Raw genomic sequence first — 13947 nt, 5'->3', positions numbered from 1 at the left:
GGGGGTAGCGTGAATTTCATTGCTATTACGCAATAACTTCTCGAGAAAAGATGCGTCAGCATCCTATCATGTTTTTTCTGAAGACGTCAGTTACTGACTTTAAAGTCGGTAAAATACGCTGTGTTTATTCAAGCATGGCGCGCCAGAATGGCGGCCGCTCCTTCGACGCTCTGGTGCATGCGCATGGCCATGGCGTCGCCCAGCATCACGAGCACGGGGCCGTGGGTGTCGCCCAGGCCCTGCGCCAGCGCGCCCAGCGGCAGGCGCACGATGCGCTGCCCGGGGCGGCTGCAGTTTTCAATTACCACCACGGGCGTGTCCGGGCGCCAGCCATGGGCCAGCAGGCGCTGCGCCGTGGCGATGGCTTCGCGGCCACCCATGTATTGCACCAGGGTATCGCAGTCGGGGATGCGCGTCTGCTCCGGTTCGCCCGGCGCCGTGCTGGACGTGAAAAAGGCCACGCTGCGCGCCACGCCGCGCTTGGTCAGCGGCTGCTGCGTGGCGGCCGCGGCTGCCAGGGCCGTGGTAATGCCGGGCACCACTTCGACGGTGATGCCTGCCTCTTCCAGCGCCCGCAATTCCTCGTCGGCGCGGCCGAACAGCATGGGGTCGCCCCCTTTCAGGCGCACCACGACGGCGTGCTTGCGGGCGTTGTCGACCAGTTGCTTGTTGATGAAGGCTTGCGCCGTCGACAACTGGCCGCAGCGCTTGCCCACAAGAATCTTTTGCGCTTGCGGGCACAGTTCCAGCATCTCGGCCGTGACGAGAGCGTCATGCAGCACGACGTCGGCCTGCGCCAGCAGGCGCGCGCCGCGCAAGGTCATCAGGTCTTGCGCGCCGGGGCCGGCGCCGATCAGGTAGACCTTGCCGGGCAGGGATGGGAAGCTGTTCATATGGCTGCCTTTCTTGGTCGATGCGCGGATTACAGCCGGACCATGCCTGCGGCAACGGTCTGGTGGGTGACTTCGTCGATCAGGATAAACGCCCCGGTGGCGCGGATATCGTCATACGCATCGGCCGCCAGCGCCTGCTGCACGTTCAGGCTGATACGGGCGATGTCGTTGAGCTTCAGGCCTTCGGCCGGATGGCGCTGCTGCGTATTGATGTCGAGGATCGATTCGATCGCCGTCACTTTGGCCGCCGTCTGCTTGGTGCCGTGCTTGATCCAGTACTTGCGGCGCAGGTCCAGCGCGTCTTCCGACAGCCAGCACACGTCGGCCACCACCTGTTTCAGCAGGGTGGCGGGGCGCTCGTTGCTGGCCAGCAAGTCGCCGCGCGAAATGTCCAGATATTCATTCAGCAGCAGGGTCACGGACTGGCCCACCACGGCCGTCGGCAGCGAGCCGTCGAGCGTAACGATATCCTTGACGGTTGCCGTCTGGCCCGACGGCTGCACCAGCAGGGTGTCGCCGATGCTGACCTTGCCTGCCTCGATGCGGCCCATGTAGCCGCGGAAGTCGTTCGCTTCGTGGCCATTGTGGCGCGCCACCAGCTGCACCGGGAAGCGGAACGGCGCGTCGTGCGATTCGTCGTACACGGACAAGGACTCCAGCAGCTCGATCAGGGTCGGACCCGTGTACCAGCCCAGCTTGTCGCCGCGCTCGACGACGTTGTCGCCCGTCAAGGCCGACAATGGAATCGGCGTGATGTCTTTCAGGCCCAGCGACTGGGCAAACTCGCGGTAGGCGGCGACGATGCGGTTGTAGACCGTCTCATCGTAGTCGACCAGGTCCATCTTGTTGACGGCCACGACCACGTGCTCGATCTGCAGCAAGTGGGCGATGGTCGAATGACGTTTGGTCTGGATCAACAATTCCACGCTGCCATCGTCACCGAGTTTGACCTTCGACACGTCGATCAAAATGATGACGGCGTCGGCGGTGGACGCGCCTGTCACCATGTTGCGCGTGTACTGCTCGTGGCCCGGCGTGTCGGCAATGATGAACTTGCGTTTCGGCGTGGCAAAGTAGCGGTAAGCCACGTCGATGGTGATGCCTTGCTCGCGCTCCGCTTCGAGGCCGTCCGTCAGCAGCGACAGGTCGACCGTGTCGCCCACCGTGCGCTTGTGCTTGGAGCGCGACATGGCGTCGAGCTGGTCGGCGAAGATGCCCTTGCTGTCGAACAGCAAACGGCCGATCAGGGTGCTCTTGCCGTCATCGACGGAACCGGCCGTGATGAAGCGCAACATGCCGCGCTCCAGGTTATCGGTCAAATTGGTGTTCTGGATTGCTGCGTTCATTAGAAATACCCTGCTTTCTTGCGTTTTTCCATCGAGGCTTCGGAAGTCTGGTCGTCCATGCGGGTGGCGCCACGCTCCGTGATTTGCGTGATTGCCGTTTCGGCGATGATGGCGTCCACGGTTGCCGCATCGGACGAGACGGGGCAGGTGCACGAGATGTCGCCCACCGTGCGGAAGCGCACGACTTGCGTTTCCACCGTTTCGCCGTCGCGCGGCGGCGTCAGATCCGTCAGCGGCACCAGCAGACCGTTGCGCGGGATCACCTGGCGCTCGTGCGCGAAGTAGATCGGCGGCAATTCCAGTTGTTCGCGGGCGATGTATTGCCACACGTCCAGTTCGGTCCAGTTCGAGATGGGAAAGACGCGCATGTTCTCGCCGGGATGCACGCGGGTGTTATACAAGTCCCACAGTTCCGGGCGCTGGGCTTTCGGGTCCCAGGCGCCGAATTCGTCGCGGAAGGAAAAGATGCGTTCCTTGGCGCGGGCCTTTTCCTCATCGCGGCGGGCGCCGCCGATGCAGGCGTCAAAACCGTGTTCGGCGATGGTTTCCAGCAAGGTCACGGCTTGCGCCGCGTTGCGCGAGTCCGTGGCCGGGTTACGCAGGCGCACGGTGCCCCGCTTGATCGAGTCTTCCACGGAGCCGACGATCAGGCGCTCGCCCAGCTGCGCCACCTTTTTGTCACGGAAAGTGATGACTTCCGGGAAGTTGTGGCCCGTGTCGATATGCACGAGGGGGAAGGGAAACTTGCCTGGGCGGAAGGCTTTCTCGGCCAGGCGCAGCAGGACGACGGAATCCTTGCCGCCAGAGAACAACAGGGCGGGATTGGCCGATTCGGCCGCCACTTCGCGCATGATGTGGATGGCTTCCGACTCAAGGCTGTCGAGGTGACGCTGGTTCAAAATATTGCTCATATTGGATGCTTTCTTATTCTGTGTGTCTGTTCAAGCTGCCACGGATTTGATGCGGATCAACTTACCGTCGACCATGTGCAGGCCGCATTCCTTGGAATCGGGGTTTTCCCACCACCAGCGTCCGGCGCGCACGTCTTCGCCCGGCTGCACGGCCCGCGTGCACGGTTCGCAGCCGATCGACGGGTAGCCCTGGTCGTGCAGCGCGTTGTAGGGCACGTCGTTGGCACGGATATAGTCCCACACATCCTGCTCGGACCAGTCGGCCAGCGGATTGAATTTCGTCATCGCATGCGCCGCGTCGTCTTCCTGGACGTGCAATTCGGCGCGCGTGGCGGACTGGGCGCGGCGTTGTCCCGTGACCCAGGCCTTGTTGCCGGCCAGGGCGCGGCCCAGCGGTTCGACCTTGCGGATGCGGCAGCATTCGCGGCGCATCTCGACGCTGTTGTAGAAGGCGTTCAGGCCGTTCTGTTCCACGTAGGCGGCGACAAGCTCCGGCTGCGGGCGGTACAGGGTGATGTCGTGGCCGTAGCGGGCCTTGACCTTGTCGAGCACGGCCAGGGTTTCCTGGTGCAGCCGGCCTGTCTCCAGGGAAAAGATGCCGATTGGCAACTTCGCCTTGAGTATCATGTCGGTCAGCACCATGTCTTCGGCTGCCAGGCTGGACGCGAACACGGCCGGCGAAAAGTCCGCGGCGATGCGTGCCAGCGTTTGCCCGGTGGCGTCAATCAAAGTAGTCAGATCGCTCATGATTGGCCCTCAGATGCCGGCCGCGTTGTCGAGGTCAGGATTCTGGCCTTCGCGGTGGTGGCGGCGGAACAGCGGGGTTTTCTGGTCCCACGAGGCCTGGTAGGTTTCCGAAAAGACCGATAAACCTTTCAGGGCGTCATGGATGCTGCGGTCCGGGCGCGTCGCATACGCGTCGAAGCCGACGCGGTGCATCGAGAATAATTGGTCGCGCAGCACGTCGCCGATGGCGCGCAATTCTCCGCGGAAACCGAGGCGGGCGCGCAGGTTGAAGGCGATGGAGTAGCCGCGGCCATCCGTGAATTTCGGGAAATCCACGCCGATGACGGGCAGCACGTCCACGTCGGCCGCCAGCTCTTCCGGGCGCTCGTCGCTGGCCAGCCACACGCCGATGTCGGGCAGGCGGGCGGCCAGGGTTGCGCGCTGGGCTTGCCAAACGAGCAAGGGGACGATGACCTGGCCGGCAGGCACGACCACCGTTTCCGGCGTGTCGGTCTCATCGAGGCGCAGCAAGCCCCAGGTATTCGGCACCACGGCGGCGTTTTTGATGATTTCTTCGCGTACTTCAAACATATTCGTCTTCTCCCACCAGGTTGCCGACCGTGATCGGCGTTGCATAGACATGTTCCTTGAACGGCGCCAGGCCCAGACGCTGGGCCGTGTCGACGAAGCGCTCGCCTTCATGGCGGTCGCGCACGTAGACGTGCAGCAGGCGCGCGATCACTTCAGGCATTTGCAGCGAGGAGAACGATGGCCCGATGATCTTGCCGATGGCCGCGTTGTTGCCTTGCGCGCCGCCGATCGACACTTGATACCATTCGCTGCCATCCTTGTCGACGCCGAGGATGCCGATGCTGCCCACGTGGTGGTGGCCGCAGGCATTGATGCAGCCGGAAATGTTCAGTTCGATCTCGCCGATGTCGTGCTGGAAGTCGATGCTGTCGAAGCGCTCCGCGATGGCGGCCGCGATCGGCAGCGACTTGGCGTTCGCCAGCGAGCAGAAATCGCCGCCCGGGCAGCAGATCATGTCCGTCAGCAAGCCGATGTTCGGCGTGGCCAGGCCGTGCGCCTTGGCTTCCTGCCACAGTGCGAACAGTTTCGACTGTTCCACGTCGGCCAGCACCAGGTTCTGCTCATGCGTCACGCGCAGTTCGCCAAAGCTGTAGCGCTCGGCCAGGTCGGCCACGAAGTCGATCTGCTCGGCCGTCGCGTCGCCGGGCGGCACGCCGGTTTTCTTCAGGGACAGTACCACGGCAACGTAGCCGGGACGCTGGTGCGGCTTGACGTTGCGCGCCAGCCAGTTGACATAGGCCTTGTTGTCCGCGTGTTCGGCCTGGTAGTCGAGTTCCGGCAGGGCCAGGTAGGCGGGCGGATTGAAGAAGTCCGCCACGCGCTGCATTTCCTCGGCCGTCAGGGTTTCCGGACCGTCCTTCAGGTCGACCCACTCCGCTTCCACCTGGCGCGTGAATTCTTCCACGCCGATGGCTTTCAACAGGATCTTGATGCGCGCCTTGTATTTGTTGTCGCGCCGGCCGTGCAGGTTGTATACGCGCATGATGGCCTGGATATACGTCAGCAAATGCTGCCACGGCAGGAATTCGCGCACGACGCTGCCCAGGATGGGCGTGCGGCCCATGCCGCCGCCCGCCATCACCTTGAAGCCCACTTCGCCCGCTTCATTGCGCACGGCCGTCAGGCCGATGTCATGCACGGCGATGGCGGCGCGGTCTTCCTCGGCGCCATTGATGGCGACCTTGAATTTACGGGGCAGGGCGATGAATTCGGGGTGGAAGGTGCTCCACTGGCGCAACACTTCCGCGTACGGGCGCGGATCGATGATTTCATCGGCGGCGACGCCGGCGTACGGGTCCGATGTGGTATTACGGATACAGTTGCCGGAAGTCTGGATCGCGTGCATTTCGACGGACGCCAGGTCCGTCAGGATATCGGGCGTTTGCTCCAGTTCAATCCAGTTGAACTGGATGTTCTGGCGCGTCGTGAAGTGGCCATAGCCGCGGTCGTACTTGCGCGCGATGTGCGCGAACATGCGCATCTGCTTGGACGACAGCAAGCCGTAGGGCACGGCGATGCGCAGCATGTAGGCGTGGCGTTGCATGTACAGGCCGTTCTGCAGGCGCAGCGGAATGAATTCCTCTTCCGTCAGTTCATTGGCGATACGGCGCGCAACCTGGTCTCGGTACTGGGCGATGCGTTCTTTGATGATGAGGTGGTCGTACTGATCGTAATGGTACATATCAATTCCTAAAAAAGCCGGGGTGCTGGAAGACTGCCTGGGATGATGTTCTTGATACTGCTCTTGTCACTTGTTCGGTCAATTAATAGATTAGCTTTACTGCCACGCCGGTCAAGGTCATCGCCAGCAGCACTCTTAAAAACTTTTCCGGCATGGAGCGGGCCACCCAGGAACCGAGCGTGATGCCGGGCAGGGAGCCGACCAGCAAGGAGGCCAGCAATTCCCAGTGGATGGAGCCGAGCCACCAGTGGCCCAGGGCGGCAATGGCCGTCAGGGGGACGGCGTAGGCGATGTCGGTGCCCGCCACTTCGGCCGAGCTCATGCGTGGATACAGCATCACCAGCAAGGTGGCGCCGATGGCGCCGGCGCCGATCGACGACACCGTCACCAGCACGCCCAGCACGGCGCCGGCGATGATGGTCGCAGCGGCAAGCTTGTTACCTTGTAATTGTTTCTCGGGGTGTGCATTGATCCACGCCAGCATGCGGCCCTTGAAGATCAGCGCCACGACGGTCAGCAGCACGGAGGCGGCGATCGAGTAACGGATGATCTGGCCGATTTCCGGCGACAGGGTGCCGAACGATTTGAGCGCCAGGGTGGACACGACGGCGGCGGGCAGGGCGCCGATGCACAGGCGCCTGACGATATCCCAGCGGATGGTGCCGCGCAGGCGGTGCGTCAGGGTGCCGGCGCTCTTGGTGATCGAGGCGAACGCCAGGTCCGTGCCCACGGCCACGGAGGGGGGCACGCCAAACAGCAAGGTTAACAGCGGCGTCATCAGCGAACCGCCGCCCACGCCGGTCATTCCTACCAGTAATCCAACGGCAAATCCTGAGACTATATAAGACAAAGTCATGCTTGTACCCCCAAAGTACTCACAATAGTAATAAACTTAGTGTTTATTCCAAACTACTAAGTACGCATTTGCTTATATGCGATATGCGTATATGCATGAACGCAAAATCATGGGTGGGGCGGAAACTCGGCAAATCACGGCAATCTAGGGCAAATCAGCAATGAATCTCCATCAACTGCGCTTCGTGCGCGAAGCGGTCCGGCAGAACTACAACCTGACGGACGCCGCCAAGGCCTTGTTCACGTCGCAACCGGGCGTCTCGAAAGCCATTATCGAGCTGGAAGAGGAACTGGGCGTGGATATTTTTACGCGCCACGGCAAGCGCATCCGCGGCCTGACGGAACCGGGCCGTCTGGTGCTGGAGTCCGTCGAGCTGATCATGCAGGAAATCGACAGCATGAAGCGCATCGGCAAGGAATTCGCGGCGCAGGACAGCGGCAGCTTTACCATTGCCACCACGCATACGCAGGCGCGCTACACCTTGCCCAAGGTGGTGCAGGCCTTCATGCTGAAGTTCCCCAAGGTGCGATTGTCATTGCTGCAAGGCAATCCGCGCCAGATCGCCGAGATGGTGCAGCGCGACCAGGCCGACCTGGCTATCGCCACGGAATCGATCGCCGCCATCGATGGCCTGATTACCTTGCCATGTTATCAATGGGAACACGTGGTGGTGGTGCCCCTCGACCATCCGCTGCTCAAGTCGAAGTCCGTGACCCTGGAAGAAATCGCCGCCTTCCCCCTGATTACCTATGACAGCGCGTTTGCCGGACGCAACAAGATCGACCATGCTTTCGTGCTGCGCGGCCTGAAGCCGGACATCTTGCTGGAAGCCATCGACGCGGACGTGATCAAGACTTATGTCGAGTTGGGCATGGGGATTGGTATCATAGCGGGTATGGCCTTCGATGCCGAGCGCGACAAAGGCTTGCGCGCCATCCCTGTCGGCCACCTGTTCGGCATGAATGTGTCGCGCGTGGCCGTCAAGCAGGGCGCGTACTTGCGCAGCTATATTTATACCTTTATCGAGTTGCTGACGCCGACCCTGAACCGCAAGCTCATCGAGCAGGCGATGAGCGGTGATAAAGAGCACTACGAACTCTAACAATGCAGGAAGTCGGCCGGGCGATGTGCCTGGCCAAGATTATTTAAGAAGAGAAGAAACAATGATTACCGATCAGCTTGCCAAATATTACGCCACCATCGCGCAGCAGTACGAGCGCGTCTATGACAAGCCCGAACGCCAGGAAGACCTGGAAGTGTTGCGCGACAAGGTCGCCGACGCGCTGGAAGGCCACACCGTGCTGGAACTGGCCTGCGGCACCGGCTACTGGACGGAAGTGCTCGCCGACTCGGCCGAGTCCGTGCTGGCCACCGATATCAACGATGAAATGCTGGCGCTGGCGCAAAAGCGCGGCTTGCCCGACAACGTCACCTTCGCCAAGCTCGACGCGTTCAGCCTGCCCGACGATTTGCTGGGCAAATTTACGGCCGTGTTCGCCGGTTTCTGGTGGTCGCACGTCAAGCGCGAAGACCAGGACAAATACCTGAAGCAATTGCGCGCGAAGCTGGGCAAGGACATCCTGCTGGTCCTGATCGACAATTCCTATGTCGATGGCAGCAGCACCGTGATCGCGCGCACTGATCTGGAAGGCAATACCCACCAGTTCCGCACGACGGATGCGGGTGAGCGCTATGAAGTGTTGAAGAATTTTCCATCGGATAGCCACCTGCGCAAGAAGTTTGCCCACTCGGCCCGCGAAATCCGCATGAAGCGCCTGGAGTACTACTGGCTGCTCAGCTGCCGCCTGAAGTAAGGCCGGCACGGCAAGACAAACCGCCTGCGGGCGGTTTTTTTTCGCCTGTTGTTTTTATGTAACACGGTGTTGTGCCAAAAAGCAACATCTTGTCGATGTCATATTGTTGAAGTATTTCGTGGGCATGATTCGGTTCAGCAGCTAAGTAGCTCAGCAGCAGCTCATCTTGTCCAACCTAATGTAGAGAATCTCAAGTGAAAAAAATTACTCTGGCAGCATTGATCATCGGCACCTTTGCAGCGGCTACGGCACAAGCACAATCGAACGTCACCGTGTACGGCCTGGTTGACCTCGGTATTGCCAAGACCACTGGCCAGCCAACCGTCGAGCGCGAAAACAATGCGTCGCGCCTCGGTTTCAAGGGGACGGAAGATCTGGGTGGCGGCCTGTCCGCAATTTTCAACCTGGAAAGTGAATTCCTGGCCGACACTGGCGCCCAAAAAGGCGTGTTGTTCGACCGTCAAGCCTACGTGGGCTTGAAAGGCGCTTTCGGTACCGCCATCCTGGGCCGCACCAAGAATCTGGTCGATGGCACCATCGCCCGCGTCGACCCATTCAACACCTACGGCGTGGTCGGCAAGAACAATGAAGCCCTGCTGCGTTCGGGCGTCGGCACGTCGCGCGTCAACAATGCCGTGACCTACAACAGCCCGAGCTTTGACGGCTTCGTGGCCAGCCTGCAATACGTGCTGAGCGAAGTCAACAGCGCTGATGCCGGCGTGCTCGGCCTGGCAACCTACGACAATGGCCCGATCAGCCTGCATGCCGGCTACGAAAAAGTCGTGCAGGCAACGGCTGTAGCGCCAAAGGCCGACCTGTGGTCGATCGGTGGCGGCTATAAATTCGGCCCAGCCAAGATCACGGCCGCCTACTCGAAAGGCGACACCAAGGTTGCCACGACCGGCGAATTCAAGTCCTACCTGATCGGCCTGAACTACACGGTTGGCGGCGGTGATGCCAAAGTATCGTACGGCAAGCAAGAGCAAAGCAATAACAAGGTCAATGACCTGGACACCATCAAGGAATTCGGCATCGGTTACGACTACCACCTGTCGAAGCGCACCGACGTGTACGCCTACGCTGGTCGCGAGCGCGTCAAGTCGCTGACCTCGTACCAGGTCGGTATCGCGCACAAGTTCTAAGCATCGCCAGCAACCATGCAATGCGAGGCGCCTGCGGGCGCCTTTTTTCATTCCTGCATGACCGTTTCCGTTGCTTTGGCATGCATGGGCAGCGAGATTTCGATGCGCGTGCCGCCCAGTTCACTATCGGCGCCGATATGGATGCTGCCATGCAAACCCCATACGCGTTCGCGCATGCCCAGCAGACCCAGGGCCGTGGCTTTTTCCATGTCCTGTTCGGCGATGCCGCGGCCGTCATCCTGGATCGTGATGGCCAGCGAGGAATCGATGCGGTGCAGGGCGATGGTGATATGGCTGGCCTCGGCATGACGGGCGATATTCGTCAGCGCCTCTTGCACGATGCGGTAGATGGCCGTGCTGCGCGCATCGTCGAGCACCAGGTCGGCCTCATCGGCCAGCAAGTCGAAATGTATGGCGCGGCGCAACAGAAAGTCATGGCGCAGTTTTTGCAGCGCGAAATACAGCCCCCCCTCATCGAGTGCGCGCGGCCGCAGATTGCTGGCGATGCGGCGCAGCGAGGTAATCGCCGTCACCAGCAAGCCATCCATGCCCTGCAGCAGCGCCTGCAGGGAGGTGCTCGTGTCCGTGTGCTGGCGCACGAGGGTCAGGTCGACGCGCAAGGTGGCCAGCAACTGCCCCAGGTCGTCATGCAGTTCGCGCGCGATATGCTTGCGCTCTTCCTCGCGGATGGTTTGCAGCGCGCTCGACAATTCACGCAGTTGCGAAAAGGAACGGGCCAGCTGTTCATGCACCTGCTTGCGGGCGCTGATGTCGCGCACGATGATGGTGTACACGGTGCGCCCGCCTTCCTGCAAGGCCGACAGCGACCCTTCGAGGGGAAACATGGCGCCGTCGCTGCGCCTGCCTGTCAAGGTGTAATCGGTGGCCCGCCGGCCGGTCAGGCGCAGCTCCTGGCTGATGTCACCAAACGGCGCATCGCTGTCGTGATTGCCCAGGCTGCGCAAGTCGCGCAGGATGTAGTGGCCCAGGCGCATGCCGCGCATGCGCGCCGGCGTGTCGTCAAACAGCCTGGCTGCGGCCGGGTTCGCATGCAGGATGACTTGGCGGCTGTCGATGCTGATGATGGCGTCGCTGGCGCTGTCGATGATGGCCTGGCCCCGCGCCTGCCGTTGCCGGTTGGCCTTGAGCGGGGGGAATAAAAGCAGCAAGAGCGCCGCCGTCATGCCCAGGGGCAGGATGCGCAGCAGTCCGGAGTTGCCTCGGTCAGGCATGGGTATATCTCCTTGCGAACGTGTACGAAGGAAGGCAGGCAAGACGGGGATGGCGGCAGGACTGTATCTAGCCTATGCCTGCTGGGGCGGCGCGGCTTGATGTGGCGCAGGAAGGGCGGCGGGCGAAATCAAGGCGCCGCACCGGGCGGACCGGGCGGCGGCGGGAGGGACTACATTTGCTTGAACAGGTGCAGGAAGCTGCGGCTTACTTCGAGCTTGTCGGACTTGCCTTTGATGAGCACCAGGTGGCGGCCGCGGATGTCGCGCGTCACGCCTTCGATGGCGTTCACGTTGACCAGCGTGGCGCGGTGGATTTGCCAGAACAGCGAGGGGTCGAGCTCTTCCGCCAGGTCGCGCACGGGCTTGCGGATCAGCGCTTCATACTTGGCCGTCTGCACGCAGGTGTATTTCTCGTCGGAACGGAAGAACAGGATCTCTTCCACGGGGATCATGCGCAAGTCCTGGCCGATGCTCGCTTGTATCCATTGCAAATAGGTGGGCTTGGCCGTGATTTTTTCGGCCAGCTGCGACAGCATGGCCGTGACGCTGCTGTTGACGTCCAGCGCCGGCTTGTTCAAGTGCGTTTTCAGGCGTTCCACCGTCACCAGCAGGCGTTCGTGCTCGGGCGGCTTGAGCACGTAGTCGACGGCGCCCCGTTCGAACGCTTCGACGGCATGGGTGTCGTAGGCCGTGACGAAGACGATATGGCTCTTGCTGCCAATTACTTGCGCCGCTTCCATGCCCGTCTTGCCCGGCATGCGGATATCGAGGAAGGCAAAGTCCGGCTTGAGCTGCTCCACCAGTTCGATCGCTTCGTCGCCATTCTTGGCTTCGCCGATGATTTCCAGTTCGGGCCAGGCCTGGCCCAGGCGCAGGCGCAGCTGGTCGCGCATCAGTCTTTCGTCGTCGGCAATAATAGCGGTAGGCATAGGTCTCAAGTGTGAACTGGCGAAGATTGATTATTCAATGATTTAGCGCTTTTATCAACTGTCTTATTTGGACAACTGATACGGCACTTCGATCACGGCGCACACGCCGGACGGTTGATTTGGCGTAATGGTCAGGCTGCCCTGGTCGCCGTGCAACAATTTCAGGCGTTCGCGGATGGTGGGCAAGCCCAGGCCCGTGCCATCGCTGGGCACGACGCCAAAGCCGAGGCCGTCGTCGGTGACCGTCACGCGCAGCTTGCTGTGCGCCACTTCGGCCACGATGCGCAGGGTGCCGCCTTCCGGCTTGACTTCCAGGCCGTGCTTGATGGCGTTTTCCACCATCGACTGCAGCATCATGGGCGGGAAGGCGGCGCTGCGCAAGCCGTCGGGAATCTGGAAATCGACGGTCAGGCGTTCCTCCATGCGCATTTTCAGCAGGTTCAGGTAGGCTTGCACCATGTCCGCTTCACGCCCCAGGTTGGTAATCAGGGCGTTGTCGCGCATTTGCGGCAGTACGGCGCGCAGATACTGGATCAGGCTGCGCTGCATCTTGGCCGCGCGCGGCGGGTCGGTCTGGATCAGGTGCTCGACGGAGGCCAGCGTGTTGAACAGGAAGTGCGGCTCGACTTGCGCCTGCATCATCTGCATCTTCGCTTCGCTGAGCTGGCGCTGCATGGATTCGCGCTCGGCCGCTTCGTTGGCCGTGACGGTTTCCGCCTCGGCGCGTTTCTTTCCGCCAACCAGGGCCTTCATGGCGAACAGGGCCAATACGAGCAGCGAGACAAAACTCTTGAACCAGGTGGAAGCTTGTTGGTGGTAGCGCGAAACCTTTTGTTCGGCGGCGTCATCAACGGCTTCCTCGATGGCGTTCGACAGTTCTTCGCCGATTTGTGGCGGCAATTCGATGTGAACCTCTTCCCCGGATGCATTGGTCGTCACCGGATAGCTGGGCTTGGCCGGCGCCGCGGGAGCGGCCGGCGGCTCGGGCGGCGCCGGCGGCACGGCGCTGGCCTGTTCGTCCGCCTCGGCGGCATCGGCAGGTTCGCTGGCGGCATCGGCCGTGCTGTTGCGCCGGTTCTTGCCATTGCGCGGATTGAAATGGATGCCCGTGTCGTCGATCAGGATATTGGTATCGCCCGTGCCTTTGCTGCTGCGCTTGTGCGACTTGATGACGACCTCCTCATTCGGACTCGATGAGAACAGTTCATCCTGCAAAATGGAGCCGGCGATCAGTGCCAGGGCGGCAAACAGGAAAAATTTCCACCAAGACAGCTGAGTGACCCAGGTCGTGGTCGCGTCAAATGCCCGTTGCAACCAGGCGAGGATGGTTTTCAACAGTTGCGGCAAGTTGGAAATCGGGAGCATGTGGACGCTTTCAAATACAGGATACAAGAGTTAATCGACGCGGCGGACAAGTTTAACCTGTTGTTGCGCCGTGTCAGAGTCTGATGTTGCCACTGTGCCTAAAGCCATGGCGTGACGCCAGCCCCTTGCGACAGGCTGCACAAAAGGACGCTTGAAGTGAGCACTTTGCCTGCTGGGCGGGGAGTTGTTTGGATGGGGCTGCAAATTAGCCCTTGCGGGGCGTGCGGGGCAGGGCTATAATTCGCCCCCTCGCTGAACGACGCATGCAAATGCTGAGTAAAGCAGGGTGAAAAAAGAAGGTTGACGAATGAGCCGAAACGCTTCATACTCTTCCTTCTTCGCAGCTGACAAACACAACGCTTTGTCGATAGCGCGAAAGCAGTACCGAATACAGTTCTTTAACAATTAACAGTCGATAAGTGTGGACATTTGATGCAAGTGCAGCGCCGATCTTCGGATTG

General features: G+C 61.2%; 12 protein-coding genes and 1 pseudogene. 3 read left to right on the top strand and 10 right to left on the bottom strand.

Annotated features, from left to right (window positions below):
- Positions 1 to 128 precede the first annotated feature (128 nt).
- From cobA to CBW50_RS20975, 7 genes and pseudogenes are all read right to left on the bottom strand, one after another.
- The gene (gene cobA, locus CBW50_RS21005; RefSeq protein WP_086147352.1) at positions 129 to 893 is read right to left on the bottom strand and encodes a uroporphyrinogen-III C-methyltransferase; all 765 of its coding nucleotides are present in this window, start codon (positions 891 to 893) and stop codon (positions 129 to 131) included.
- A 29-nt stretch (positions 894 to 922) separates the two neighbouring features.
- On the bottom strand, positions 923 to 2239 hold the full coding sequence (locus CBW50_RS21000; RefSeq protein ID WP_086147351.1) for a GTP-binding protein: 1317 nt from the start codon (positions 2237 to 2239) through the stop codon (positions 923 to 925).
- Positions 2239 to 3153 (bottom strand): annotated as a pseudogene (gene cysD / locus CBW50_RS20995) (sulfate adenylyltransferase subunit CysD); the annotation flags it as partial. The pseudogene cysD and the gene CBW50_RS21000, both read right to left, overlap by 1 nt.
- 27 nt (positions 3154 to 3180) lie before the next feature.
- Positions 3181 to 3897, bottom strand: coding sequence for a phosphoadenylyl-sulfate reductase (locus CBW50_RS20990; RefSeq protein ID WP_086147349.1), 717 nt, complete (start codon positions 3895 to 3897; stop codon positions 3181 to 3183).
- 9 nt (positions 3898 to 3906) lie between these two features.
- On the bottom strand, positions 3907 to 4467 hold the full coding sequence (locus tag CBW50_RS20985) for a DUF934 domain-containing protein (protein WP_086147348.1): 561 nt from the start codon (positions 4465 to 4467) through the stop codon (positions 3907 to 3909).
- Complete coding sequence (locus CBW50_RS20980; protein ID WP_086147347.1) at positions 4460 to 6148, bottom strand: nitrite/sulfite reductase; 1689 nt, start codon at positions 6146 to 6148, stop codon at positions 4460 to 4462. The genes CBW50_RS20985 and CBW50_RS20980 overlap by 8 nt, the downstream gene beginning before the upstream one ends.
- A gap of 82 nt (positions 6149 to 6230) precedes the next feature.
- Positions 6231 to 7004, bottom strand: coding sequence for a sulfite exporter TauE/SafE family protein (locus CBW50_RS20975; protein WP_086147346.1), 774 nt, complete (start codon positions 7002 to 7004; stop codon positions 6231 to 6233).
- A gap of 160 nt (positions 7005 to 7164) precedes the next feature.
- Here CBW50_RS20975 and CBW50_RS20970 point away from each other — a divergent pair, with 160 nt between their 5' ends.
- The 3 genes from CBW50_RS20970 to CBW50_RS20960 all read left to right on the top strand — a co-directional run bounded on the left by CBW50_RS20970 (position 7165) and on the right by CBW50_RS20960 (position 9960).
- Positions 7165 to 8106, top strand: a complete 942-nt coding sequence (locus tag CBW50_RS20970; protein ID WP_086138738.1) for a CysB family HTH-type transcriptional regulator — start codon at positions 7165 to 7167, stop codon at positions 8104 to 8106.
- A gap of 61 nt (positions 8107 to 8167) precedes the next feature.
- Positions 8168 to 8818 carry a class I SAM-dependent methyltransferase gene (locus CBW50_RS20965; RefSeq protein WP_086147345.1) on the top strand — a complete coding sequence of 217 codons (651 nt, stop codon included), beginning with the start codon at positions 8168 to 8170 and terminating at the stop codon, positions 8816 to 8818.
- Positions 8819 to 9012: 194 nt separating this feature from the next.
- Positions 9013 to 9960, top strand: a complete 948-nt coding sequence (locus tag CBW50_RS20960; RefSeq protein ID WP_086147344.1) for a porin — start codon at positions 9013 to 9015, stop codon at positions 9958 to 9960.
- Positions 9961 to 10007: 47 nt separating this feature from the next.
- On the opposite strand, the gene CBW50_RS20955 is transcribed toward CBW50_RS20960, so the two are convergent.
- From CBW50_RS20955 to CBW50_RS20945, 3 genes are all read right to left on the bottom strand, one after another.
- Positions 10008 to 11192: a PAS domain-containing sensor histidine kinase gene (locus CBW50_RS20955; RefSeq protein ID WP_086147343.1), complete on the bottom strand. Its 1185-nt coding sequence runs from the start codon at positions 11190 to 11192 to the stop codon at positions 10008 to 10010.
- Between the two features lie 170 nt (positions 11193 to 11362).
- Positions 11363 to 12121, bottom strand: coding sequence for a LytTR family DNA-binding domain-containing protein (locus CBW50_RS20950; RefSeq protein WP_086147342.1), 759 nt, complete (start codon positions 12119 to 12121; stop codon positions 11363 to 11365).
- A 63-nt stretch (positions 12122 to 12184) separates the two neighbouring features.
- Complete coding sequence (locus CBW50_RS20945) at positions 12185 to 13486, bottom strand: sensor histidine kinase (protein ID WP_086147341.1); 1302 nt, start codon at positions 13484 to 13486, stop codon at positions 12185 to 12187.
- Positions 13487 to 13947: the final 461 nt, after the last annotated feature.

Source organism: Janthinobacterium sp. GW458P (assembly GCF_002127585.1).
In the GTDB taxonomy this organism is placed as follows: Bacteria; Pseudomonadota; Gammaproteobacteria; order Burkholderiales; family Burkholderiaceae_D; genus Janthinobacterium.
The sequence above is the reverse complement of the archived record's forward strand: the minus strand, read 5'-3'. Positions and strand labels throughout refer to the sequence as shown.